General features: G+C 57.7%; 22 protein-coding genes and 3 tRNA genes. 16 read left to right on the top strand and 9 right to left on the bottom strand.

Going from position 1 to position 24,677, the window contains the following annotated elements:
- Nucleotides 1–9 precede the first annotated feature (9 nt).
- Nucleotides 10–1,251: an alanine transaminase gene (alaC, locus tag MKZ79_RS00125; protein ID WP_336139074.1), complete on the bottom strand. Its 1,242-nt coding sequence runs from the start codon at nt 1,249–1,251 to the stop codon at nt 10–12.
- 105 nt (nt 1,252–1,356) lie between these two features.
- Nucleotides 1,357–1,881 carry a GNAT family N-acetyltransferase gene (locus MKZ79_RS00120; protein ID WP_336139073.1) on the bottom strand — a complete coding sequence of 175 codons (525 nt, stop codon included), beginning with the start codon at nt 1,879–1,881 and terminating at the stop codon, nt 1,357–1,359.
- A gap of 305 nt (nt 1,882–2,186) precedes the next feature.
- Between MKZ79_RS00120 and MKZ79_RS00115 the strand changes: the two genes are divergently transcribed.
- Nucleotides 2,187–3,863 (top strand): sensor histidine kinase, encoded by a 1,677-nt coding sequence (locus MKZ79_RS00115; protein ID WP_336141307.1) that lies wholly within the window; start codon nt 2,187–2,189, stop codon nt 3,861–3,863.
- A gap of 24 nt (nt 3,864–3,887) precedes the next feature.
- Nucleotides 3,888–4,616 (top strand): LytR/AlgR family response regulator transcription factor, encoded by a 729-nt coding sequence (locus tag MKZ79_RS00110; protein WP_336139072.1) that lies wholly within the window; start codon nt 3,888–3,890, stop codon nt 4,614–4,616.
- Nucleotides 4,617–4,647: 31 nt separating this feature from the next.
- Here the strand turns inward: MKZ79_RS00110 and glk are convergent, their stop codons facing one another.
- Together glk and MKZ79_RS00100 are read right to left on the bottom strand one after the other, a co-directional pair.
- Nucleotides 4,648–5,613 carry a glucokinase gene (gene glk / locus MKZ79_RS00105; protein WP_336139071.1) on the bottom strand — a complete coding sequence of 322 codons (966 nt, stop codon included), beginning with the start codon at nt 5,611–5,613 and terminating at the stop codon, nt 4,648–4,650.
- Nucleotides 5,614–5,780: 167 nt separating this feature from the next.
- A complete protein-coding gene (locus MKZ79_RS00100; protein ID WP_336139070.1) occupies nt 5,781–7,427 on the bottom strand; it encodes an alpha-keto acid decarboxylase family protein in 1,647 nt (548 codons plus the stop codon).
- A 194-nt stretch (nt 7,428–7,621) separates the two neighbouring features.
- On the opposite strand from MKZ79_RS00100, the gene mgrA reads away from it, so the two are divergent.
- Nucleotides 7,622–8,611: an L-glyceraldehyde 3-phosphate reductase gene (gene mgrA / locus MKZ79_RS00095; RefSeq protein WP_336139069.1), complete on the top strand. Its 990-nt coding sequence runs from the start codon at nt 7,622–7,624 to the stop codon at nt 8,609–8,611.
- Between the two features lie 155 nt (nt 8,612–8,766).
- The gene (locus tag MKZ79_RS00090) at nt 8,767–9,117 is read left to right on the top strand and encodes a DUF2502 domain-containing protein (protein ID WP_336139068.1); all 351 of its coding nucleotides are present in this window, start codon (nt 8,767–8,769) and stop codon (nt 9,115–9,117) included.
- 42 nt (nt 9,118–9,159) lie between these two features.
- Here MKZ79_RS00090 and MKZ79_RS00085 read toward each other — a convergent pair whose 3' ends face one another.
- Entirely contained in the window at nt 9,160–10,398 is a 1,239-nt protein-coding gene (locus tag MKZ79_RS00085; protein ID WP_336139067.1) for an Nramp family divalent metal transporter, read from the bottom strand.
- A 361-nt stretch (nt 10,399–10,759) separates the two neighbouring features.
- On the opposite strand from MKZ79_RS00085, the gene MKZ79_RS00080 reads away from it, so the two are divergent.
- From MKZ79_RS00080 to MKZ79_RS00040, 9 genes are all read left to right on the top strand, one after another.
- The gene (locus tag MKZ79_RS00080) at nt 10,760–11,947 is read left to right on the top strand and encodes a NupC/NupG family nucleoside CNT transporter (RefSeq protein WP_336139065.1); all 1,188 of its coding nucleotides are present in this window, start codon (nt 10,760–10,762) and stop codon (nt 11,945–11,947) included.
- A 234-nt stretch (nt 11,948–12,181) separates the two neighbouring features.
- Complete coding sequence (locus MKZ79_RS00075; protein ID WP_336139064.1) at nt 12,182–13,264, top strand: LLM class flavin-dependent oxidoreductase; 1,083 nt, start codon at nt 12,182–12,184, stop codon at nt 13,262–13,264.
- Nucleotides 13,264–14,268 carry an ABC transporter substrate-binding protein gene (locus MKZ79_RS00070; protein WP_336139063.1) on the top strand — a complete coding sequence of 335 codons (1,005 nt, stop codon included), beginning with the start codon at nt 13,264–13,266 and terminating at the stop codon, nt 14,266–14,268. Before MKZ79_RS00075 ends, MKZ79_RS00070 begins: the two co-directional genes overlap by 1 nt.
- Nucleotides 14,261–14,854, top strand: coding sequence for a cysteine dioxygenase (locus tag MKZ79_RS00065; protein ID WP_336139062.1), 594 nt, complete (start codon nt 14,261–14,263; stop codon nt 14,852–14,854). The genes MKZ79_RS00070 and MKZ79_RS00065 overlap by 8 nt, the downstream gene beginning before the upstream one ends.
- The gene (locus MKZ79_RS00060; RefSeq protein WP_336139061.1) at nt 14,847–16,451 is read left to right on the top strand and encodes a rhodanese homology domain-containing protein; all 1,605 of its coding nucleotides are present in this window, start codon (nt 14,847–14,849) and stop codon (nt 16,449–16,451) included. The genes MKZ79_RS00065 and MKZ79_RS00060 overlap by 8 nt, the downstream gene beginning before the upstream one ends.
- 238 nt (nt 16,452–16,689) lie before the next feature.
- Nucleotides 16,690–17,553 (top strand): glucose 1-dehydrogenase, encoded by an 864-nt coding sequence (locus tag MKZ79_RS00055; RefSeq protein WP_336139060.1) that lies wholly within the window; start codon nt 16,690–16,692, stop codon nt 17,551–17,553.
- Nucleotides 17,554–17,671: 118 nt separating this feature from the next.
- Nucleotides 17,672–18,748: a class I mannose-6-phosphate isomerase gene (locus MKZ79_RS00050; RefSeq protein WP_336139059.1), complete on the top strand. Its 1,077-nt coding sequence runs from the start codon at nt 17,672–17,674 to the stop codon at nt 18,746–18,748.
- Complete coding sequence (locus tag MKZ79_RS00045) at nt 18,748–19,503, top strand: alpha/beta fold hydrolase (RefSeq protein WP_336139058.1); 756 nt, start codon at nt 18,748–18,750, stop codon at nt 19,501–19,503. Before MKZ79_RS00050 ends, MKZ79_RS00045 begins: the two co-directional genes overlap by 1 nt.
- A gap of 157 nt (nt 19,504–19,660) precedes the next feature.
- Nucleotides 19,661–20,788 carry an aminotransferase class V-fold PLP-dependent enzyme gene (locus MKZ79_RS00040; RefSeq protein WP_336139057.1) on the top strand — a complete coding sequence of 376 codons (1,128 nt, stop codon included), beginning with the start codon at nt 19,661–19,663 and terminating at the stop codon, nt 20,786–20,788.
- Between the two features lie 144 nt (nt 20,789–20,932).
- On the opposite strand, the gene MKZ79_RS00035 is transcribed toward MKZ79_RS00040, so the two are convergent.
- From MKZ79_RS00035 to MKZ79_RS00025, 3 genes are all read right to left on the bottom strand, one after another.
- Nucleotides 20,933–21,008 (bottom strand) — tRNA-Ala (locus MKZ79_RS00035).
- Between the two features lie 46 nt (nt 21,009–21,054).
- Nucleotides 21,055–21,130, bottom strand: a tRNA-Ala gene (locus MKZ79_RS00030).
- Between the two features lie 59 nt (nt 21,131–21,189).
- The gene (locus MKZ79_RS00025; RefSeq protein ID WP_336139056.1) at nt 21,190–21,435 is read right to left on the bottom strand and encodes a hypothetical protein; all 246 of its coding nucleotides are present in this window, start codon (nt 21,433–21,435) and stop codon (nt 21,190–21,192) included.
- A 107-nt stretch (nt 21,436–21,542) separates the two neighbouring features.
- On the opposite strand from MKZ79_RS00025, the gene MKZ79_RS00020 reads away from it, so the two are divergent.
- On the top strand, nt 21,543–22,331 hold the full coding sequence (locus MKZ79_RS00020) for a formate/nitrite transporter family protein (RefSeq protein WP_336139055.1): 789 nt from the start codon (nt 21,543–21,545) through the stop codon (nt 22,329–22,331).
- A 151-nt stretch (nt 22,332–22,482) separates the two neighbouring features.
- On the top strand, nt 22,483–22,842 hold the full coding sequence (locus MKZ79_RS00015) for a YfeC-like transcriptional regulator (RefSeq protein ID WP_336139053.1): 360 nt from the start codon (nt 22,483–22,485) through the stop codon (nt 22,840–22,842).
- A 79-nt stretch (nt 22,843–22,921) separates the two neighbouring features.
- Here MKZ79_RS00015 and gltX read toward each other — a convergent pair whose 3' ends face one another.
- Nucleotides 22,922–24,337, bottom strand: a complete 1,416-nt coding sequence (gltX, locus tag MKZ79_RS00010; RefSeq protein ID WP_336139052.1) for a glutamate--tRNA ligase — start codon at nt 24,335–24,337, stop codon at nt 22,922–22,924.
- Nucleotides 24,338–24,599: 262 nt separating this feature from the next.
- Between gltX and MKZ79_RS00005 the strand changes: the two genes are divergently transcribed.
- Nucleotides 24,600–24,675 (top strand) — tRNA-Val (locus tag MKZ79_RS00005).
- Nucleotides 24,676–24,677: the final 2 nt, after the last annotated feature.

The raw sequence follows: 24,677 nt of genomic DNA, 5'->3' as shown, positions 1-24,677 counted from the left end.
GAGGAAGCGTTATGCCTGGTCGGCGGCTTCCTCGCTTTTCGTTGTCGCCGGCAGAATACCATCGGCACGGAACATTGCCTTGATGCCTCTGACCGCCTGACGAATACGATCGCTGTTTTCAATCAGCGCGAAGCGCACGTGAGTGTCGCCGTAATCGCCGAAGCCAATGCCCGGCGAGACGCAAACTTTGGCCTCCTGCAGCAGATGTTTGGCGAACTCCAGCGAGCCCATCTGCGCGTAGCGATCGGGAATTTTCGCCCAGACGTACATCGAAGCCTTCGGTATCTCGACCATCCAGCCCGCCTCATGCAGCCCTTTCACCAGCACGTCGCGACGGCGTTTATACTGCTGCGCGATATCCCGCACGCACTGCTGATCGCCTTCCAGCGCGGCGATTGCAGCGACCTGCAGCGGCGTAAAGGTGCCATAGTCGTGATAGCTTTTGATCCTCGCCAGCGCCGCCACCAGCTCTTTGTTGCCGACCATAAAACCGATGCGCCAGCCCGCCATGTTGTAGCTTTTGGAGAGCGTGAAGAACTCCACCGCCACGTCGCGCGCGCCCGGCACTTCCATGATCGAAGGCGCTTTCCAGCCGTCGTAAACGATATCGGCATAGGCCAGATCGTGAATAACCAGCACGTTGTACTGCTTCGCCAGCGCGATCACGCGCTCAAAGAAATCCAGCTCGACGCACTGCGCTGTCGGATTAGACGGAAAGCCGAGGATCATCATTTTAGGTTTGGGATAGCTTTCCCGAATGGCGCGCTCCAGTTCGTTGAAGAAATCCACGCCTTCCACCAGCGGCACGGAGCGCACCTGCGCACCGGCGATAACCGCGCCGTAGATGTGGATCGGATAGCTGGGATTCGGCACCAGCACGGTGTCGCCATGATCGAGCGTCGCCAGCATCAGGTGCGCCAGCCCCTCTTTCGAGCCTATGGTGACGATCGCCTCCGACTCTGGATCGATCTCTACCTGATAGCGATCCGCATACCAGCGAGAGATCGCGCGGCGCAGCCGCGGAATGCCGCGCGAGGTCGAATAGCCGTGCGTATCTTCTCTTTGCGCCACCGCGCAGAGCTTTTCGACAATATGAGGCGGCGTAGGCCCATCCGGGTTGCCCATGCTGAGATCGATAATATCTTCACCGCGACGGCGCGCCGCCATCTTCAGTTCGGCGGTGATATTAAAAACGTAGGGCGGAAGACGTTCGATACGGGAAAAACGACGGGCAGAGCTGAGATCAGCCATAGAAACCTCTGTATACGTTAGCGCCCGGAACCGTCCGAGCGACGCTGACCAGAAGCTGGTCGAAGAATGAACATAGCGCAGAGTCTGCCAGGCTGTCGAGTCGAATTAATCTGATTCCAGCTTGCCAAACAGCCAGTCGTTGACCCATTCGCCACGCAGCAGATAATTTTCCCGCAGCGTGCCTTCCAGCCGGAAGCCGTTTTTCTCAAGGATGCGCCGCGACGGCCAGTTGCCTTCCACCACCTGCGCTTTCAGCTTGTGAAAGCGGCACTCTTTAAACAGGTAATCCGCCAGCGCGCCAAGCGCTTCGCCGCCGTAGCCTTTGCCGGTTTGCTGGCTCAGCAGCGAGTAGCCGACCTCCGCCTGGCGCCAGGGCGACCACTCCGCGTTGGCGCCGATCAGTCCTACCGCTTCGCCGCTTTCCCGCAGCCGCACGGTCAGACAGAGCATATGCAGACTGGTGATTTGCCAGGGCTGCAGCCGCGTCTGAAAGCGCTGGCGGATATCCGCCAGCTGCGGTACGGCGCTGATAAAGCGCATACTGACGGCATCGGTATGAACCTGATGAAACAGCGACCAGTCCTCCGGCTGGAGCTTTGCCAGCAGCAGTCTTTCGGTGATTAGTTGCATATACGCCTCGAAACAGGAATCCTGACTGTGCAATCGCCGTCGCGCGACGACAGGCCAAATATCCGGCAGTAAGCCGGTGAAGTAAAGCGTCGCAGGGACGGGAAAACCACATCCCCTTTTATCCACCAGGGTTTCCTCTTTTTTCCCAACGGCGCTTTTGATTAGCTATTGTCGTTACATTTCAGCATTATTTACCACAAAATTGATCCGGTGAGGCGTGCCCGCCTGGCGCATCCTGTGCGCTTTCCTTATCATATCGCTACTTTACTCCGCCAGCCGAGGCGCCCATGCATTCGATGTTCGAAATGTTGCTTGCGGTTTTAGATCGCGCTGCCCTGATGCTTATCTGCCTGTTTTTTATGACTCGTACCCGCCATTTTCGCCAGCTGCTGCAGAAAGACGAGCACTCGCGTCAGGAGCTGGTGGCGGTAACGGCTATTTTTTCACTGTTCGCGCTTTTCGGCACCTGGAGCGGCATCAACGTTGACGGCTCACTGGTGAACGTGCGCACCATCGCCATTATGGCCGGCGGCATTCTGTTTGGCCCCTGGGTTGGCATCGTCACCGGCGTCGTGGCGGGCCTGCACCGCTTTTTGATCGATATACACGGCGTGACCTCGGTACCCTGTCTGATCACCAGCATTATCGCCGGGATAGCTTCAGGCTGGATCAATCTCAGGGTCGCCAAAGAGCGGCGCTGGAGCGTCGGCATTATCGGCGGCATGCTCTGTGAGTCGCTGACCATGATCCTGATCCTGGCGTGGGCCAAACCTGCGGCGCTGGGGCTGGCGATTGTGGAAGAGATCGCCGTGCCGATGATTCTGGGCGCGGTCAGCATCGGCCTGATCGTGCTGCTGATCCAGAGCGTCGAAGGCGAAAAAGAGGCTATCGCCGCCCGCCAGGCCAAGCTGGCGCTGGATATCGCCAATAAAACGCTGCCGCTGTTTCGTCAGGTCAACAGCCGTTCGCTGCGCAAGGTCTGCGAGATTATCCGGGAAGATATCAACGCGGACGCCGTAGCTATCACTAACAAGAATCAGATTCTGGCCTACGTCGGCGTCGGCGAGCAGAACTACCGCGAAGGCGACGACGGCATCAGCCCGACCACCGCCAGAGCTATCGCTAAGGGCGAGATCATTATTCGTAATAATGATGAGGCGCACCGCACGCCGGAAATTCACTCGATGATAGTGATCCCGCTGCGCGAACTGGGCGAAGTCACCGGCACGCTGAAAATCTATTACCGCCACGCGCATCGCATTACCTGGTCGCTGCGCGAAATGGCTGTCGGCCTGTCGCAGATTATCTCTACCCAGCTGGAGGTTTCCCGCGCCGAACAGCTGCGAGAAATGGCCAACAGGGCTGAACTGCGCGCGCTGCAGAGCAAAATCAACCCGCATTTTCTGTTTAACGCGCTGAACGCCATCTCTTCGTCAATCCGTATCAATCCCGATACCGCACGGCAGCTGATCAGCAATCTCTCGCGCTATCTGCGCTATAACCTGGAGCTGAACGACGACGAGATTATCGATATCCGCAAGGAGCTTTATCAAATCAAAGATTATATCGCCATCGAACAGGCGCGCTTCGGCGACAAGCTGACGGTGATTTATGAGATTGACGAGGAGATTAGCTGCTCGCTGCCCAGCCTGCTGATCCAGCCGCTGGTGGAAAACGCCATTGTCCACGGTATTCATCCCTGCCGCGGCAAAGGCGTGGTCACTATCAGCGTGCAGGATGTGGGCGAGCGGATACGTATTGCGGTACGAGATACGGGCAACGGCATCAGCGAAGAGGTGATGGAACGCGTGGAGCGCAACGAGATGCCCGGCAATAAAATCGGCCTGCTGAACGTGCATCATCGCGTCAGGCTGCTTTATGGCGAAGGGCTGCATATTCACCGACGCAATCCGGGCACCGAGATCGCTTTTTATATTAAAAAAGGGGCGAACCTGCCCGAACGTGTTTCATTGACGGCTTAGGGCCGCATTAACCGGGGAAGCGATGTGAAAGCGATTATTGTGGAAGATGAGTTTCTGGCGCAGCAGGAGCTGAGCTGGCTGATCCGTCAGCACAGCCAGCTGCAGATCGAGGCGACCTTTGACGATGGGCTGGACGTGCTGAAATATTTGCAGAACCACCAGCCGGACGTGATTTTTCTGGATATCAATATTCCCTCGCTGGACGGCGTGCTGCTGGCGCAGAATATCAGCAAGTTCGCGCATCGGCCGCTGATAGTTTTTATTACCGCCTATAAAGAGCACGCGGTGGAAGCCTTCGAGCTGGAAGCTTTCGACTACATTTTGAAGCCCTATCACGAGATGCGCATCATTACCATGCTGCGCAAGCTGGAAAACACGCTGCAGCAGAGCGCGCCGGGCGGCACGGAAAGCCCGCGCGGCCAGGTACATACTATTAATCTGGTCAAAGACGAACGGATTATCGTGACGGATATCAACGATATTTACTATGCCGAAGCGCACGAAAAGATGACCTTTGTTTATACGCGGCGGGAAGAGTACGTGATGTCGATGAATATTACCGAGTTTTGCAGCCGACTGCCCGAAGAAGCTTTTTTTCGCTGCCACCGGTCTTATTGCGTCAACCTGAGTAAAATCCGCGAGATCGAACCATGGTTTAATAATACCTATATGCTGAAGCTGCGAGATCTGGAATTCCAGGTGCCGGTCAGCCGCAGCAAGGTAAAAGAGTTTCGCCAGCTAATGCGGCTATAAAAAAACAGAGCCGGAAAACCGGCCCTTGTTATTACAGTACGCTGCCCAGCGTCTGGCGCAGATGCGCGCCCGCGCCCAGCAGGCCAGGTTTATCATGGGTGATCAGATAAACCGGGATATTCTGCACATAGTCCTTAAAGCGCCCTTTGTCTTCAAAGGCGGCGCGGAAACCGGAAGCCTTAAAGAATTCCAGGAAGCGCGGCACGATACCACCGGCGATATAAACGCCGCCGAAGGTGCCCATCGTCAGCGCCAGGTTGCCGCCGAAGCGTCCCATGATCACGCAGAACATCGCCAGCGCACGACGGCAGTCGGTACAGCTGTCATCCAACGCACGCTGGGAAACATCTTTCGGCTTCAGGTCTTCCGGCACGCGATTATCGGCTTTGACAATAGCGCGATAAAGATTGACCAGACCGGCGCCGGAGAGCACGCGCTCGGCGGAAACGTGGCCCAGCTCGGCGCGCAGCACTTCCAGAATCAGATCTTCCTCTTCGCTGTTAGCGGCGAAATCCACGTGACCGCCCTCGCCCGGCAGGCTGACCCAGCGCTTATCGACGTGTACCAGATGCGCCACGCCCAGGCCGGTTCCTGCACCGTAAACCGCGACCGGTTTATCTTTTACCGGCGCGCCGCCGCCGAACTGCATAACATCCTGTTCGGTCAGCATCGGAATAGCCATCGACACGGCGGTGAAGTCGTTGATGATCTCCAGGTGATCGAAGCCCAGATTCGCTTTCATTTTGCTGGTGGAGAAGGCCCAGTCGTGATTGGTCATATCGACCCAGTCATCGGTGATCGGGCAGGCGATGGCGATGCAGCCATCCGTGACATCCTGCTGCTGCTCGGCAAGATAAAAACGGATGACCGCCTCAAGGCTCTCGTAGTCTGCTGTGGAGAACGTTTTGGCCTGTGAGATAGCGCCGTTCTCAACTTCACACAGCGCCAGGCGTGCATTGGTGCCGCCTACATCACCTACCAAAGCATACTTAGTCATTATTTTTTTGCTCCGCTTACGTCATTTGTACACACTATAAATTTCCCCCACTCAAACAACAACGCCCGACCCTGCCGGCCGAGCGTGAAATCGCGCTGCGACCGCCTACCTTACCTGCACTGGCCGCAGTTTCCCACGGGCATCAATCTGAATCTGTCCTGAATTCATCAGGACGCGTTGCGCTTGTGCAGCGCCGCCGTCACCGCCTTCAGCAACGGCGGCATGTCCAGCTGCGGCAGCATAACCTCCACCAGCGAGAGACGCGAGGTTTGTTCAATCACTTTTACCACTTCCTGCAATTGAGCCGTCTCTTCAACACGCCAGCTTTGCGCTTCGCTATTCATGCTCAGCGCCTGCGGCAACTGCGTCCAGTTCCACTGCGCGATATCGTTGTAGCGCTGCCCTTCGCCATGAATGGCTCGCTCAACAGTATAGCCGTCATTATTAAGCACAAAGATAACCGGCTTAAGACCGTCACGCAGCATGGAACCCAACTCCTGAATGGTCAACTGGGCCGAACCGTCGCCGCTAAGCAGGATCACGCGTCGCTGCGGACAGGCGATCTGCGCGCCCCACGCGGCGGGCAGCGTAAAACCGATCGATCCCCAGAGCGGCTGACAGATAAAGGTCACGTTGTCGGGCAAACGTAGCGCCGCCGCGCCAAACGCGGCCGTGCCCTGATCGGCCAGGATGATATCACCGGGACGTAAAAAATCCTGCATGATGCGCCAGAAGGCGTTTTGGGTCAGCGCGCCCGCGTCGCTCTCCGATAGCGCCGGCGGCAGCGCTTGTTTATCGCGCCAGCGCTCGCCATAGCGCGTCGCCAGCTGCCGCAGCACGGCGATAGCGTCTTTCATGGCAATCTGGCTGAATTTTTTTCCCCCTACCCGACAGCGATACAAGCCGATATCAATATTGCGTAGCGGATCGATTTGCTGGGTAAAGCCGGCGGTAATGGTATCCGTCCACAGCGTACCCGCAGTAATGATGACATCGCGATGCTCTATATGCTGTTGCGTTTCGCCCGCGCTGGCCGCGCCGGAATAAGTACCGACAAATCCTGGCCGCTGCTCCGGCAGCACGCTTTTGCCCATCAGTAGCGTAGCGAAAGGCAAAGGCGTTTCCGTCACCAGCTCACGTAGCGCGTCGCGCGCTCCGGCGCGATCGGCCAGGAAATCAGCCAGCAGCGACACGCTGGTTGCCGCTGCCAGCATCGCTTCCGCCGCAGCGCTAAAATCTGCCAGGCTGGCTGGCGACGATGCCGACCGAAAAGTTAGCGTGCCAGCGGGCGACGGAACGATCGCCTCCGCCACGTCCACCGGCATAACCAGATAAACGGGGCGATGCTCGCGCAGCGCGGTTATCAGCAGCCTGTCGATCTCCGCCGCGGCGTTTTCCCTCGTCAGCACGGCCTGCGCTACCGTCACCTCACGCGCAATCCGCAGAAAATGGCCATAGTCGCCGTCGCCCAGCGTATGGTGCAGCAGCAGTTTTTCCTCCTGCGCCGCGCTGGAAGGCGCGCCGACGATATGAATGACCGGCAGATATTCGGCATAGCTGCCGGCGATGCCGTTCAGGGCGCTGAGTTCGCCCACGCCGAAGGTGGTTAACAGCGCCGCTGCGCCGCGACAGCGCGCATAGCCGTCGGCGGCATAAGCCGCATTCAGTTCGTTACTGCTGCCTGTCCAGCCGATGTTTTCGCTGGCGATAACGTGATCCAAAAACTGCAGGTTGTAGTCGCCCGGGACGCCAAACAGATGACCGATGCCGATTTGCTGCAGGCGCAGCAACAGATACTCTCCAACGCTTTGCATGGTTTTCTCCTTTATACGCGTTGTAATGAGTATTGCTGAATCTTTGCGCAGCGTAACAAATCCGCCGCTTCGTGCGCTGGCAAGCAAAGCTGACGCCTTTGCCGCAAGATGCGATCCACCGCGCGTACCGTTTCGGTGTAACCGTATACACTGCTATGCTCGTTTCGCCCTCTACTCTGAGCACAGGAACTTGTATGGTTTATCAACCCGATGCAAAACGTTATCAGACAATGACTTATCACCGCTGCGGCCGTAGCGGGCTAAAGCTGCCCGCCGTCTCGCTCGGCCTGTGGCACAATTTCGGCGACAGCACCCTGGTGGAAAACAGCCGCGCGCTGCTGCGCCACGCCTTCGATCAGGGGATCACCCATTTCGATCTTGCCAATAACTACGGGCCGCCGCCCGGCTCGGCGGAAGAGAATTTTGGCCGCATTCTGCGCCAGGATTTCGCGTCGCTGCGCGATGAGCTGATTATCTCTTCGAAAGCGGGCTATACGATGTGGGACGGGCCTTACGGCGACTGGGGCTCGCGCAAATATCTTATCGCCAGCCTCGACCAGAGCCTGAAACGCATGGGGCTGGAGTATGTCGATATTTTTTACCATCATCGCCCCGATCCGGAGACGCCGCTGGAGGAAACCATGACCGCGCTGGATCATCTGGTGCGTCAGGGCAAGGCGCTCTATATCGCGCTTTCCAACTATCCTGCGCGGCTGGCGGCGGAAGCGTGCGCTATTCTCCGGCAGCTCGGCACGCCCTGCCTGATCCACCAGCCGAAGTACTCTATGTTTGAACGCGCGCCGGAAGAAGGTCTGCTGGATGTGCTGCAGCAGCAGGGCGTCGGCTGCATCGCCTTTTCGCCGCTGGCCGGCGGCGTACTGACCGATCGTTATCTGCAGGGGATTCCGCAGGATTCGCGTGCCGCCAGCGGCAGCAAATTCCTTAGTAGCGAGCAGCTGACGCCGGAAAAGATGGAGAAAGTTCGGCAGCTTAACGAGCTGGCGCAGCAGCGCGGGCAGAAGCTGTCGCAAATGGCGCTGGCGTGGGTGCTGCGCGGCGGCCGCGTGACCTCTGTGCTGATCGGCGCCAGTAAGACCAGCCAGATTGATGATGCCGTAGATATGTTAAAACAGCGTGAATTCAGCCAGCAGGAGCTGGATAAAATCGAAGCTATCCTCGCATGATCCCCTTGCCGCCGCGCTTTGCGGCGGCATTACGCCCCGACATTTCTTTTAACACTTTTATGACGTTTTTAGGAATTCGCCAGGCGAAACCCCGGCGCTCTCTTTATAATACTGGCATCAGGGCGGAGCAGTCGTGCCGCCGATAAGGAGAGAAAATGAAACGTTTATTGCTTATTGCCGCTTTGCTGGCAAATTTATCGCCGTTGGCTATACACACAGCTCAGGCCGACAGCGCCCGCATTATGTTAGCGCCGGGCGTCTCGCTACATTTCGGCGACCGCGATCGCCACGGACGCTACTGGGATGGCGGCCACTGGCGCGACGGACGCTGGTGGCACAACAACTACCGCTACAACGAGGGCCGCTGGTGGCGTCACGAGCAGTGGCGGCGCCATCAGGAGATGCGTAATCGCCACGAATGGCGGCGTGAGCAGCGCTGGCGCGATCATGAACGGCAGCGCGAATGGCGTCACGAGCGCGATCGTCATCACGACGGCCGCTGGTAAGATAAAAAAAGGGTGCTCATATGAGCACCCTTTTTTCCGGCCCTACAGCCCTCTCGCCATTGATATCAGCAGATAGCCGTTCAGCGCCACCACAATCACGACGATAATTTTGCCAGCCGTCTGCATCAGGCGAGAGTTCACCAGCTCGCCCATCAGCTCGCGATTGCCGGTAAAAGAGAGCAGCGGAATCAGCGCCAGCGCGATGCCGAAGCTAAGCAGCACCTGGCTCATGACCAGGATACGCGTCGGCTCCCAGCCCGCCAGGATAACGATAAACGACGGCAGCATAGTGATCACGCGCCGCACCAGCAGCGGAATGCGCACGTGGATAAACCCCTGCATCACTACCTGTCCCGCCATCGTGCCCACTACGGTAGAAGAAAGACCGGCCGCCAGCAGGCTCAGGCCGAAAACTACCGCCGCCGCACGTCCCAGCAGTGGATCGAGTGTCAGATAAGCCTGATCCAGTTCGGCGATGCCGGTATGGCCGCTAAAGTGAAAAGCCGCTGCTGCGGTCGCCATCATCGCCAGGTTTACGAATCCCGCGATGGTCATCGCGATGGCTACGTCCAGCCTGGTAGAGGAGTAACGCTCGGCACGGCTACTGCCATTGGAGCCCTGGGTTAAAGAGGAGTGCAGATAGATCACATGCGGCATGATCGTCGCACCCAGCACGCCCGCCGCCAGCAGCACCGCGTCTGCGGTCGGCAGCGTCGGCAGCGCCATTCCCTGCAGCAGATCCACGACTTTCGGCTGTGAGAAAAAGAGTTCGATCACGTAGGCAGCCGCCACAAACAGCAGCAGCCCGCCTATGACCAGTTCCAGCGGTTTCTGCCCGCGGCTTTGCAGCATCAGGATCAGAAAGGTCACCACGCCGGTCAGCACCGCGCCCTGCAGCAGGCTGACGCCAAACAGCAGCTTAAAACCGATAGCCGCGCCGATAAACTCCGCCAGGTCGGTAGCCATGGCGATAATCTCCGCCTGAACCCAGTAGAACCAGACGGCGGGACGTGGAAAGCGATCGCGGATATGTTCGGCCAGGTTTTTGCCGGTCGCGATGCCGAGCTTGGCCGACATCAGCTGAATGACCATCGCCATGATATTGGCCCAGACCGCTACCCACAGCAGCTTGTAGCCGTAGGAAGCGCCGGCCTGAATATTGGTCGCAAAGTTGCCGGGATCGATATAGCCGATCGCCGCAATAAAGGCTGGCCCCATCAGCGCAAATTTGATTTTACGGGAACTACGGACCGTTTGCTCCGCGGTGCGGCCTTCAAACATCGTCATACCCCTTAATACACCCGAGGAGCGTATTCTCTTTCAAATGATAATGATTATCAACATCACCTGAAGTGGTTAAAGTTATCGCTGTAATAGCCTACGCTAAAAAGTATAGCCTTTGCTATATCTACAAACGGCTTTTTGTGATCGTTTTGTAAGCGACATCTCTACTCTAGGTTAAAAATTATTCCCCTACAAGTTGCCGGGTGGTTTTTTAAACAGTATCAGGATGTGACAGGAAAGCAGATTGCCAATTTAACGCGATATGAATTTATTATATTGAGGCTTTAGTCTCGTTTTTCTGCAACTTGTTACATAGAATGTGCAGCGAATTATAACAGCCTTCAAATTTGGAGCACTCATGTCCCGCATTCTGCATTTTGCTTTGGTGTTGGTGGTGGTAACCCTACTGGCCTTACTGGTCAGCAGCGATCGGAAAAACATCCGCGTCCGTTTTATAGTCCAGCTTCTGGTGATTGAAGTTCTGCTGGCCTGGTTCTTCCTGAACTCCGAGATCGGCCTGGGCTTCGTTAAGGGCTTCGCCGGTTTCTTCGACACGCTGTTGGGCTTTGCCGCTCAGGGCACCAGCTTTGTCTTTGGCGGCATGAACGATAAAGGCCTGGCGTTTTTCTGGCTGAACGTGCTCTGCCCTATCGTCTTTATCTCCGCGCTGATCGGCATCCTGCAGCACTTCCGCATTCTGCCGGTGGTGATCCGGGCGATCGGCACCGTGCTGTCGAAAGTCAACGGCATGGGCAAGCTGGAGTCTTTTAACGCGGTAAGCTCGCTGATTTTGGGACAGTCAGAAAACTTTATCGCCTATAAAGATATCCTCGGCAAAATGTCGCAGCGCCGCATGTACACCATGGCCGCTACCGCGATGTCGACCGTTTCCATGTCTATCGTCGGCGCCTATATGACCATGCTGCAGCCCAAATACGTGGTGGCCGCGCTGGTGCTGAATATGTTCAGCACCTTTATCGTGCTCTCGCTGCTTAACCCTTACCGCGTTGAACAGGAAGAAGAGCTGAAGCTGAACGATCTGCACCAGGGGCAGAGCTTCTTTGAAATGCTGGGCGAATATATCCTTGCCGGTTTCAAAGTGGCGGTAATTGTCGCCGCGATGCTGATTGGTTTTATCGCGCTGATCTCCGCCGTGAACGCGCTGTTTAACACCGTTTTCGGTATCAGCTTCCAGAGCGTGCTGGGCTACGTGTTCTATCCGTTTGCCTGGATGATGGGCGTGCCGTCCGGCGAAGCGCTGCAGGTCGGCAGTATCATGGCGACCAAGCTGGTTTCCAATGAGTTCGTCGCGATGATCGACCTGCAGAAAATCGCCGGAACGCTGTCGCCGCGCGGCGAAGGCATTCTCTCGGTATTCCTGGTCTCCTTTGCCAACTTCTCCTCTATCGGCATCGTGGCGGGCGCTATCAAAGGTCTGCACGAAGAACAGGGCAACGTGGTTTCGCGCTTTGGTCTGAAACTGCTGTACGGTTCAACGCTGGTCAGCGTGCTCTCCGCTTCCATCGCGGGACTGGTGCTGGGTTAACCTCCCTCTTCCGCACAGCAGAATAAAGGCGAACCTTCGGGTTCGCTTTTTTTATGCCTGTCGTCTCGCCAGCAGCCTGAAATCCGCGCCTGCGCGCTATTTACGCCAGACATCTTTTCCGCCATAGCTGTTTTTCAGCTTTGCTCAGCAGATATAGGAATTTCACAGCTTACGTCTCTGAAAGTAGGGTTTTCTCCTGCGCCCTGTTCAGGCCCTTACTTCGGAGAACTCAGCATGAGCATTCAGTTTCTTGGCATGATCGGCCATCGCCTGGCCTCGGAAATCATTCCGCCCAGCGGCCCGCTGTTTAACAAGCAGTATATCGCCGACTTCGCCCGCGCCCATGAAGAGGCGGGTTTCGATCGGGTTCTGGTGGGCTACTGGTCCGATCAACCCGACGGCTTTCTGGTGACGGCTCACGCGGCGGCGCATACCTCAAAAGTGAAGTTTCTGCTGGCGCACCGTCCCGGCTTTGTCTCGCCGACGCTGGCCGCGCGCAAGCTGGCGACGCTGGATCAACTGACGGAGGGTCGCCTGGCGGTGCATATCATCAGCGGCGGCAACGATGCCGAGCAGCGCCGCGACGGCGATTTTCTCAACAAAGCCGAGCGCTACGCGCGCACCGACGAGTTTTTACAGGTGCTGAGAAACAGCCTGACCGCCGAGGAGCCTTTCGATCATCATGGCGACATCTACCAGGCGGAGCAGGCTTTTTCCGCCGTGAAGCCGGTGCAGCCGCAGCTGCCGATCTATTTTGGCGGCTCTTCGTCAGAGGCGATTAGCGTTGCGGCTAAGCACGCCGATGTTTTCGCGCTGTGGGGCGAGCCGCTGGCCGGCGCGGCCGAAACCGTGCGCACCGTACGTAGCGCCGCCGCGCGCCACGGCAGAGAGATCGGCTTTAATATCTCTTTCCGCCCTATTATCGCCGCGACGGAGAAAGAGGCCTGGGAAAAAGCGGAATATATTCGCGAAACGGCCCGCAAAAAGCTGCTCGCTTCCGGGCACGATTTCGGCCTGCCCAAGCCGCAGAGCGTCGGTGCAGAACGCCTGTTCGCCGCCGCCAATGAAGGCGATCGGCTGGATAAAAATTTATGGACCGGCATCGCGAAGCTGGTTGGCGGCGGCTATAACTCCACCTCGCTGGTCGGCACGCCGGATCAGGTTTCCGACGCGCTGCTGGATTACTACAATCTGGGCATTGAAAGCGTGCTGATCCGCGGGTTCGATCCGCTGAACGACGCGCTGGAGTATGGCAAAGAGCTGATCCCGCTGACGCGCGAAAAAGTCGCGGCGCGCCGTATCGCAAGGAGCGCCTGATGCGTCTGGTCGCCGCCATCCTGCTGTCGATTATGGCTACCGCCGCCACCGCAGAGAAAGTGACGCTACGCCTGGGCGACGTTAAGGGAGATCGCTTTATCTCCCTGCGCGAGTCCGGCGAGCTGAAGAATTTGCCTTACGATTTAAAACTCACCTCGTTTGAATCAGGCGCGCCGGTGCAGGAAGCGCTGAACGCCGGCGCGCTGGACGTTGGCTTTACCGGCGATCTGCCCTTTTTGTTTGTTTACGCCGCTGGCGCGCCGGTGAAAGCCGTCGGCGCCTGGCAGAACAATCCCGACAGCATCGCGCTGCTGACGCGAGCAGACAGCAATATCTACAGCCTGAAAGCGTTAAAAGGCAAAAAGATTGCCGTCAATCGCGGCGGCTGGGGCCACTATCTGGTGCTGGGACTGCTTGAGCGCGCCGGACTGAAGCCTGACGACGTCACGCTGCGCTTTCTCGGCCCGGTCGACGGTCGCGCCGCGCTGGCCAGCCATGCGGTTGACGCCTGGGCGACCTGGGAACCCTATGTCTCTTCGGCTCTGGTCGTGGATAAAGCGGTGCTGGTGCCTCAGGGCGGCGGCAAAGGTATTCTCTCCGGCTACTCTTACGCCCTTGCCCGTGAAGAGGCGTTGAACGATCCCGCCAAGCGTCAGGCTATCGCCGATCTGCAGGCTCGCCTGGCCAGAGCGCAGATCTGGGCCGCTCAGCATCCGGCTGAGTTCGCCGCCGCGCTGAGCAAATCGCTGGGAATGCCGCAAACCATTACCCAACGCTGGATCGCCGACGCGCAGATCCGCCCGGTGAGCTTTACGCCTGCGCTGGCGGCGACGCTGCAGCAGTCTGCCGATTTTTTCTATCGCTATCGGGTGCTGCCGAAAGCGGTGGATGTCCGCCAGGCTTTTGATTATCAGCTGGCAGACCAGGCTAATCAGGTAGCCGAAGCCGCGCAGCAGAGCGCCAGCTCGCTATCCGTTGCTAAGCAGGAGTCAGTCCATGAGTGAACCGCAACATCATCGTCTGCGCGCCTTTGTCGCTGGCCTGGCTGAGCTGCTGGAGGCGAATCCTTCAGAGCAGAAGATTCTGCAACAGGGCGGTGAGCTGCTAAAAGAGCTGATCCGCCATGACGACTGGCTTGCCGAGCCCTTTACGCAGCCCAGCCCGCAGCGCTATCAGCAATATTTGCTGCACGCCGACGCGCAGCAGCGCTTTTCGGTGGTGAGCTTTGTCTGGGGGCCAGGGCAGTCGACGCCGGTGCACGATCATCGGGTCTGGGGATTGATCGGCATGTTACGCGGCGCGGAGGTTTCGCAGAATTTTGAGCGGGACGCACGGGGCGCGCTTTTCGCCGCGGGCGAGCCGGTTCGTCTCGATCCCGGCGATGTGGAAGCCGTTTCGCCTGAGGTTGGCGACATTCATCGCGTCAGCAACGCTTTTACCGATCGCACCTCAATCAGCATTCACGTTTATGGCGGCAATATCGGCGCGGTGAAACGCGCCGTTTATGCGGAAGACGGCAGCGAAAAGCCGTTTATCTCCGGTTATAACAACGCTTTTTTACCGAATATTTGGGATCTTTCACATGGCTAAAAACGCACTGCCTTTACGGCACTACAGCGATATTCGTTACGCTCTGCTGCAGCGCCAGGAGATCGCGCTGCTGGATGTACGGGAAGAGGCGTATTACGCCGAAGGTCATCCACTCTTTGCCGCCAATGTGCCGTTATCGAAGCTGGAGCTGGAAATCCTGAACCGCGTCCCCCGCCTGACCACGCCAGTGACGCTCTATGACAACGGTGAAGGCCTGGCGCAGATCGCCGCCGAGCGCCTGATTGCGCTGGGTTACCGCAACGTGGCGCTGCTGGCCGGCGGCCTGCAGGGTTGGCGCGAAGCGGGCGGCGAACTTTTTATCGACGTTAACTCTCCGGGCAAAGCCTTTGGCGAGCTGGTGGAAAGCCTGGCCCATACGCCTTCGCTCGCTGCGCAGGAGGTCAATGCGCTGCTGCAGAGCGACGAGCCGGTCGTGGTGCTGGACAGCCGCCGCTTTGATGAATATCAGACCATGAGTATTCCCGGCGGCATCAGCGTGCCGGGAGCGGAGCTGGTGCTGCGGGCCAGAGATCTGGCGCCCTCGCCGGAGACAAAAATTATCGTCAACTGCGCGGGCCGCACGCGCAGCATTATCGGCACGCAGTCGCTGGTTAACGCGGGCGTCCGCAACCCGGTTTATGCGCTGAGGAACGGCACCATCGGCTGGACGCTGGCCGGACTGACGCTGGCGCATCAGCAGAACCGTCGCTACGGCGAGACAAACGAAACCGCGCAGCTACAGGCGGCGCGTGCTGCCAGAGAGGTTGCCGATCGCGCTGGCGTGCAACGCCTTACGCTTGCCGGGCTGGCCGCTTTACAAGCGCAGGATCGGCGCACAATTTATCTGTTCGACGTGCGCGACGCCGAAGAGTATGCCGCCGGTCATTTGCCGGGCGCCCGCCACGTTCCGGGCGGTCAGCTGGTGCAGGAAACCGATCATTACGCCAGCGTGCGCGGCGCGCTGATCGTGCTGGCCGATGAGAAGAGCGTTCGCGCCGATATGAGCGCTTCCTGGCTGGCGCAGATGGGCTGGGATGTCGCGGTACTGGACGAGCTTAACGCGGTGGATCTGACCCAACGCGGCGACTGGAAACCCGTCGTTCCCTCTCTTCCCGCTCTGCCGGAAACCACGCCTGAGCAGCTGGCCGCCTGGCTGGAAGCAGGCGATACCCTGGTGCTGGATTTCACCACCAGCGCTAATTATGTCGCCAGCCATATTCCCGGCGCGGCCTGGCTGCAGCGTTCTTTGCTGACGCTGATGGGCAGCGCTTCGCTGCCGGCAGCGAAGCGTTACGTGGTGACCTGCGGCAGCAGCCTGCTGGCCCGCTATGCTGTCGAAGAGCTTTCCACGCTGACGCCCTGCCCGGTCACGGTGCTGAAAGGCGGCAACGCGGCCTGGCGAGCGGCCGGGCTGCCAGTGGAACAGGGCGAAACGCGGCTGCTGCAGCCCCGCAACGATCGCTATCGTCGCCCTTATGAAGGCACCGACAATTCAGCCGCCGTGATGCAGGCTTATCTGGACTGGGAATATGGTCTGATCGCCCAGCTTGAGCGCGACGGCACTCACGGTTTTAACGTTCTGACGCCACAATCCTGATCGCCTGAGGCCGCTTCAACGCGGCCCGTTCCCGCTTCTTTCCGCGCGGTTCCCTCGTTCGCCGAATCGGTTTAGCACTTTCGTTTTTTTTAACTATGCTTATTCCTTAACGGTTAAAAATCACCGAATCCGTTGTAAAACTCATTATTATTCACGCCGTTGTCGCCAGACACTCTGTTTCCGACGCGGCGCAATCCATTAACCACCGGCATTTTTGCTGGTATCAAGAGGAGAGCTTATGTCGACGACAAATCGCCCCCAACCTCCACTGCCAGAACAACAGCAAACATGGCCAGGCGCAACTAACGCAATGCAGCCCGTCCCCGATCATGGCGAAGCCAGCTATCAGGGCTCAGGCCGCCTGCAGGGCAAAAAAGCCATTATCACCGGCGGCGACTCGGGCATTGGCCGCGCCGTCGCTATCGCCTATGCCCGTGAAGGCGCGGACGTGCTGATCTCCTATCTGGACGAGCATGAAGACGCGAAAGAAACCGCGCGCCTGATCGAAGAAGCGGGCCGTAAAGCGGTGCTGGTTGCCGGAGACGTGACCGAAGCCGAACAGTGTAAAGCTATCGTCGCTAAAGCGGTGGAAGCCTTTGGCGAAATCAATATCGTGGTCAATAACGCCGCTTTCCAGATGACCCGCGAGTCGCTGGACGAGATCGACGACGACGAGTTTGACCGCACGATGAAAACCAATATTTACGCTATGTTCCGCATCTGCAAAGCGGCCGTGCCGCATATGCCTGCGGGCGGCTCTATTATCAATACCGCCTCGATCAACGCGGATCAGCCCAAGCCGAAACTGCTTGCCTATTCCGCCACGAAAGCGGCGATCGTTAACTTCTCCGGCGGCCTGTCGGCGCTGCTGGCGGAGAAAGGCATCCGTTCCAACGTGGTCGCACCTGGCCCAATCTGGACGCCTCTGATCCCAACGACCATGCCAACCGAGCAGGTTAAAAACTTCGGCAGCGAAGTGCCGATGCAGCGTGCAGGTCAGCCTGCCGAGCTGGCAGCGGCCTATGTGATGCTGGCCAGCGACGAAGCCAGCTACATCTCCGGCGCCACTATTGCCGTTACCGGCGGCGTCGCCATCATCTGATCGCCAGCGCTATGGGGCTTCGGCTCCATAGCCTTCTTATCCGTTCTTTTAGACCTGTTACGCGGGCGTTTTTTTCACGCCTGCTGTTCAGGCTATGATTCTGTTTTAAGGAGCGAAAATGAAAGCTTCTCCCCTACGGCTGACGCTACCGATCGCCACGCACGTGTTTGGCGGCGACCTGATTAAAACCCGGTTGGGCAAAGCCGATCTGCCCGACGGCCGCATTGCGGAAACCTGGGAAGTCAGCGATGTGGAAGGTATGCGCGCCACGGTTAAAAACGGCGACTACGCCGGGATGAGCCTGCACGAGCTGACCGAACGCTTTCCCGACGAGCTGGTAGCGCCCGGCTGGCGCGGCCCGCATTTTCCGCTGCTGAGTAAATTTATCGATGGCTCCGGTATGCTGCCAGTGCACCTGCACGCCGATGATGAAGCCGCGCAGCGCCTGGAGCAGCAGCCCAACGGCAAAAGCGAGGCCTGGCATATTCTGTGGGCCGCGCCCGGCGCTACCTGCCTGGCAGGCATCAAGCCCGGCGTCAGCCAGCAGCAGGTGCGCGCTGCGCTGCTTGCCGAAAACTATGACGAGGTGATGGTGCGCCATCCGGTTAACACCGGCGATACCTTTTATATTCCTGGCGGGATGCTGCACTCTTTCGGGCCGGACACGCTGATTTATGAAATTGAGCAAACCTCCAATATCCAACAGCACGCGATGCCGTGGCGAATGGAAGACGGCAGCGCGATTTCGCCTCAGGAGCGGGAAAAGAACATTGACGCGCTGCTGGCGGAGCTGCGCCCTGAGCTGACCACCCGGCCGCATCAGGGATTAACGCTGGAAGAGAACGCGCAGGTTAACCGACTCTTCTGCTGCGCCGGGCCTTATTTCGCGCTGGAGCGCTGGCGCCTGACTGACACTTATGACTATAGCTTCGGGCGCGCGCGCATTATCTCTAACCTGGGCGAACCGCTGCAGATTGAAGCGGCTGGCGAAAGCTGGACGCTGGGAAAAGCGGAAACGCTGCTGCTGCCCGCAACGCTCGGCAAGGTCACCTTTAACTCGCCGGGAGAAATTCTCGTGGGCTATGTACCCGATCTGGAAGCCGAAGTGAATAATCCGCTGCGTCAGCGCGGCTACGATGAGCAGACGATCGCTCTTCTCGGCGACGTGAAAGATCAATTACGTCAGGAGTCATGATGCTGCCTTATTCCCAACACGGTAAAGAGAACGACGCCCCGGTTTTCGTGCTGCTGCATTATCTTGGCGGCTCCGGCCATACCTGGTATCCGACCATCAGCTGGCTGGATGAGCAGCATCGCTGCGTGACGCTGGATACGCCGGGCTTTGGCGCGGCTGCCGAGGTGGACGGCTACGATGTGGAGGCGATGGCGACCCGCTTTGACCAGAGCATTCGTGATTTACGGCTGAGCAACTGCATCCTGGTCGGCCACTCGATGACCGGCAAAGTTGCGCTGGCGCTGGCGTCGCGCCAGCCGGACTATCTGCGAGGGCTGATTCTGGTGGCGCCCTCGCCGCCTGGCCCACAGCCGATGAGCGATGAAGCTCGTCAAAGCCAGATAAACTACATCGGCAGCCGGGAAGAAGCCGGGCAGTTTGTTGATACGGCAGCCAGCGAGCGTTTGCCCGATGTGGTACGTGAAATCGCTATCCGCGACGCTCAACGCGCAAATCTTGACGCGTGGCGCGCGTGGCCCGAAGCAGGCAGTCGGGAAGACTGGTCTGCGCGGATTGGCAAGGTTGACGTGCCTGCGCTGCTGATCGCCGGTTCTGTTGACGATCAGGTGCCTTCGCCGCAGGATCAGCAGCGGCTGACGCTTGCGCATCTGCCTCGCGGTCGCCTTGAGGTCATCGCGGGCGCTGGCCATTTGATGCCGCTGCAAACGCCGCAAAAGCTGGCCGGGCTAATGCTGGAATTCGCCGCCTCGCTTTAATCTTCCACTGGCGAAGCGTAAACCTTCGCCTTTTTATCCGCATCTTTCAGATTAACCTTGCTTTTTCCCCCGCAAAATCAATAGCGCTGCTTTTACCAACGGGTTTATAGTAATTTTTCAACGCAATGCCGCCGCTGCGGCCCTTCAGGAGCAATCCGTGTCTCTTTCCCTTCCGCAAGATTTGATTCCGTCCGATCCGCGTTTCGGCTGCGGCCCTTCCCTTATCCAGCTGGAGGATTTAAGTCGCCTGCAGGAAAAGGGCCCGCATCTGTTGGGCACCAGCCATCGTAAAGAGCCGGTACGTGCGCTTTGCCGACAGATCCAGCAGCACCTGCGGGACTATTTGTCGGTGCCGGAAGATTACAGCATCGTGCTCGGTAACGGCGGCGCAACCATGTTGTTCGATATGATCGGGCTCGGTATGGTCAGGCAGCGCATCGCGCACCACGTCTGCGGCGAGTTCTCAGACAAATGGTTTAAGGCCTCCGATCGCATTCCCTGGATTGAGGCGGAAAAAACTACGGTCGGGTATGGCCAGGCCAATCAGACCTTTTTAACCGAAGGGTTTGACGTGGTCGCCTGCACGCTGAATGAAACTTCGACCGGCGTGATGAACATTAACCTGCCGGAAGTGGACGATACCTGTCTGTTGGCGGTGGACGCCACCAGCGGCGCCGGGCAAATCGCCTGCGACCTGTCGCGCGTGGATGTTTTTTTCTTCTCGCCGCAGAAGGTGTTCGCCAGCGAAGGCGGCCTGTTTGTCGCCATTCTCTCGCCAAAAGCGAAAGCGCGCGTTGCCGAGATCGCCGCGCTGGATCGCTATATTCCGGTGTTCGCCGACTGGCGACTGGCGCTGAGCAACAGCGAGCAGCAGCAGACCTATAATACGCCTGCGGTAGTCACGCTGTTTTTGTTCGCGCGCCAGGCTGAACGAATGAATGCCATCGGCTTTGCGGAAGTAGAGCGTCAGGCCGCAGAGAAGGCGAAGTGGCTTTATCAGTGGGCGCAGGAAAAACCTTATCTTTCCGCTTTTGTCGCCGATCCTGCGGCGCGCTCAACCACGGTCGCCGCAATCGACGTCGCGGAAGCTATCAGCGTGGATAAGCTGACGCGCTATCTGGACGAGCAGCAGCTGGCGTACGGCATTGAGGGCTATCGCGCGCTGGGTCGCAATCAGTTACGCATCGCGCTGTTCCACAATATCACTCTCGCCGACCTGCAAAAACTGACCGCGCTGATCGATTTTTTAATCGCCAGCGGCGAATTTAACGTTAGCGACGAGTAAAGTTTACTCCGTTGCCGAGGGTCTGCTGGCTGTCGGCAACGCAGGCAAAAAGCGATCGGGATGAGGTAGTGCAAAGAAAGTGAGTGAACAGATTATGCAGTGCAAACAAGATAAGTAAACAGAAAGGCGGAACGGGAAAAGAGTTGGTGGAGATAAGCGGGATCGAACCGCTGACCTCTTGCATGCCATGCAAGCGCTCTCCCAGCTGAGCTATACCCCCACAACAAAAAACCGGTTTTTCGCGGCCAAATCGTCTGGTGAAGATTTGGTGGAGATAAGCGGGATCGAACCGCTGACCTCTTGCATGCCATGCAAGCGCTCTCCCAGCTGAGCTATACCCCCGAGCCGAAAAACCTTTGTCGTCTTGACGGCGGGCATAATATGAAACCGGGCCGATGGTGTCAACGGCAAAATAGCATTCTGCGATCGATCGCTGAAAAAGCGGCCAAAGCAATGAAAAACAGGCCGCCTGTGCTTTTTTCCCCAGCATAAATCGCCTTAATCGCCGTTAAGCCAACGATGAAATGGCGTCCTGAACGCAATCCGGCAACGTTCCCGCTGCAATCACAACCACGGCGGTTTAATCCTGTAAACAGAGCGTTAATTGCACGCTTAATTGCGCTTGTTTTTGTTAAATTCTCGTGCAAAACTTCCCGCGTTTTCGAATGCCGAACCCTTCTCAGCGCTGGATGCGCGCGTATAACGCGACGGATTCGGCCATTCTTTCTTTCACTACACCAGAATCAGAGCCACTATGTCCTTGTACTCACCTAAAGAAATCGCGGCGGTCGCTATTCAGGCTGGTATCGCCAAAAGTCGTTCTTCTGTCCCTACTCTGCTGATCCTCGGCTTTATCGCCGGCGCTTTTATCGCCACCGGCTTTTTGCTGGATCTGCATGTGATTAACCAACTGCCTGCCGACTGGGGTTCATTCGGCGGCCTGCTCGGCGCCGCCGTGTTCCCGGTAGGGATTATCCTGACCGTGCTGGCCGGCGGCGAGCTGCTGACCGGCAATATGATGACCATGCCGATCGCGTTCTTTGCTCGTCAGGTCAGCGGTTTTAGCGTAGTGCGTAACTGGTTCTGGGTAACAATCGCCAACTTTATCGGCAGTATCGCCGTAGCCTGGTTCTTTGGTCACGTGCTCGGCATGACCGAAGGCGACTACCTGAAAAAGACCGTCGCTATCGCCTCTGCGAAAGTTCACGCCGATTTCCTGCACTCTTTTATCTCCGGCATCGGCTGTAACTGGCTGGTCTGCCTGGCGACCTGGATGGCTTTCGCCAGCAAGGACATGGTTGGCAAGATCTTTGGTATGTGGTTCCCGGTCATGGCGTTCGTGGCTATCGGCTTCCAGCACGTGGTGGCGAACATGTTTATCGTGCCTGCGGCAATCTTCGCTGGCCAGCTGACCTGGGCTGACTACCTGCCGAACTTTATCGCGGTATTCCTGGGCAATACGGTCGGCGGCGCGGTGTTTGTCGGCCTCGCTTACTACATCGCTTATCGCCCGCAAACTCAGTCTGCTGTTACTCCGCAGTAATCTCTTCTCCCTCTGCCGAACGGCAGAGGGAAATCCGCTTTTTCCCCGCCGCTTATTATCTGGTCAGATTAGTATTGCCTGTTAGTTGTTCGAACAATAAATTCCTGTAATATATGTCCGTTACATATCAACGCAAAAAGGATATTGCATAATGAAAAAGGAATGGTTAACCCCGGAAGAACTGGCTCAGGAAACAGGTTTCAGCCGTCAGACTATCAACAAGTGGGTAAAGAAAGAGCAGTGGACGACCGTGCCCAAGCCCGGCGTACAGGGCGGCAAGGCCCGTATGATCCATATCGATGAGAATGTAAGAAACTTCCTAAAATCTACCCGCCACGTCGCCGAGCCGACTGCCACCTATCGCGTCACGCAAAATTCCCTGCCCGCTCTGCTGATGACTTCCATTCAGCAAATGAATAGCGAGGAGCAGGAAAAGCTTTACGCGTTGTTGTTACGTGAAGGGATTCAGGGCATGTTGCAACGGCTGGATATTTCTCAGGCTGAGAAGTAGTTTTCCGCTCTTCGCGAGGAAATCATAAGTTGAAAAAAAGAACCGGCCTGGGCCGGTTCTTTTCTGTCTGCGGAGAAGATTAAGCCTGAGCTTCGCGGGTCGCGATCCAGGCCAGCGCTTTTTCAATACGCGCTACGCTGCGGGACTGACCGATGGCTTCTACCGTGACGTCCAGCGCCGGCGACTGCCCCGCGCCGGTAACAGCGACACGCAGCGGCATACCGACTTTACCCATACCGACTTCCAGCTCTTCAGCAGTAGACTGAATGGCCTGGTGAACGTTTTCCGCGTTCCATACGCTGATGGCCGCGAGCTTATCGCGCACCACTTCCAGCGGCTGGCGGGCGACAGGACGCAGATGCTTTTTCGCCGCGTCCGCATCGAACTCCGCGAAATCTTCATAGAAATAGCGGCAGGAAGCGGCCATTTCCTTCAGCGTTTTGCAGCGCTCGCCAAGCAGGCGCACCAGCTTAGCCAGCTCAGGGCCGGTGCGGGTATCGATATTCTCCTGCTCGATATGCCACTGCAAATGCGTCGCCACATATTCCGGCGCCAGCGTGGTGATGTAATGGTGATTCAGCCACTGCAGCTTTTCGGTGTTAAAGGCGCTGGCGGATTTGCTGACCGCGTCCAGATCGAACAGCTGCTTCATCTCTTCAATACTGAAAATTTCCTGATCGCCATGCGACCAGCCCAGACGCACCAGGTAGTTGAGCAGCGCTTCCGGCAGATAGCCATCATCGCGGTACTGCATCACGCCCACCGCGCCGTGACGCTTGGAGAGCTTCTTGCCGTCATCGCCCAGGATCATGGAAACGTGCGCGTAAACCGGCACCTGCGCGCCAATCGCTTTCAGGATGTTAATCTGGCGCGGCGTGTTGTTGATATGGTCTTCACCACGGATAACGTGAGTGATCTCCATATCCCAGTCGTCAATCACCACGCAGAAGTTGTAGGTCGGCGCACCGTCGGTACGGCGAATGATCAGATCGTCCAGCTCCTGATTGCTGAATTCAATCGGGCCGCGGATCTGGTCATCAAAAATGACCGAGCCTTCCTGTGGATTGCGGAAACGCACCACGCAGGGTTCATCATCGGCGTGATGCTCGTCGCTGTCGCGGCAGCGGCCGTCGTAGCGCGGCTTTTCGTTGTTCGCCATCTGCGTTTCGCGCAGCGCTTCCAGACGCTCTTTGGAGCAGTAGCATTTATAAGCCGTGCCCGCTTCCAGCATCTGATCGATCACCGCGTTATAGCGATCGAAACGTTTGGTCTGATAGTACGGGCCTTCATCCCAGTCCAGGCTCAGCCAGTTCATGCCGTCCATAATCGCGTCGATAGCCTGCTGAGTGGAGCGTTCCAGATCCGTATCTTCGATACGCAGCACGAATTCGCCGCCGTGACTACGGGCGAACAGCCAGGAATAGAGCGCGGTGCGAGCGCCGCCGACGTGCAGGTAGCCCGTCGGGCTGGGTGCGAAACGGGTTTTAATTTTCATTAACAGCTGCCTTTTTACGCTTTCAGAGTCGGGAAGCTCTGATAAATTCAGAAGAAAGTGGGCAACATTCTATCACCAGAAGGCGAATCCTCAACGGCAATCCCCCGCTTTCGCGCCGCCTTTGCCGTAAAAGCGGACGGCCCGTAGAGGCTTTCGCCTGGAATCGCAACATCTTGTTTAAATTTAAGACGAACGCGCGTTTTCCTTTTAAAAAGCGTTGACTCATTTCGCGCGTTCCCTATAATGCGACTCCACACAGCGGGGGTGATTAGCTCAGTTGGTAGAGCATCTCCTTTACACGGAGGGGGTCGGCGGTTCGAGCCCGTCATCACCCACCACT

The sequence above is a fragment of the Erwinia sp. CGal63 genome (genome assembly GCF_037026505.1).
Taxonomy (GTDB): Bacteria; Pseudomonadota; Gammaproteobacteria; order Enterobacterales; family Enterobacteriaceae; genus Erwinia.
The sequence above is the reverse complement of the archived record's forward strand: the minus strand, read 5'-3'. Positions and strand labels throughout refer to the sequence as shown.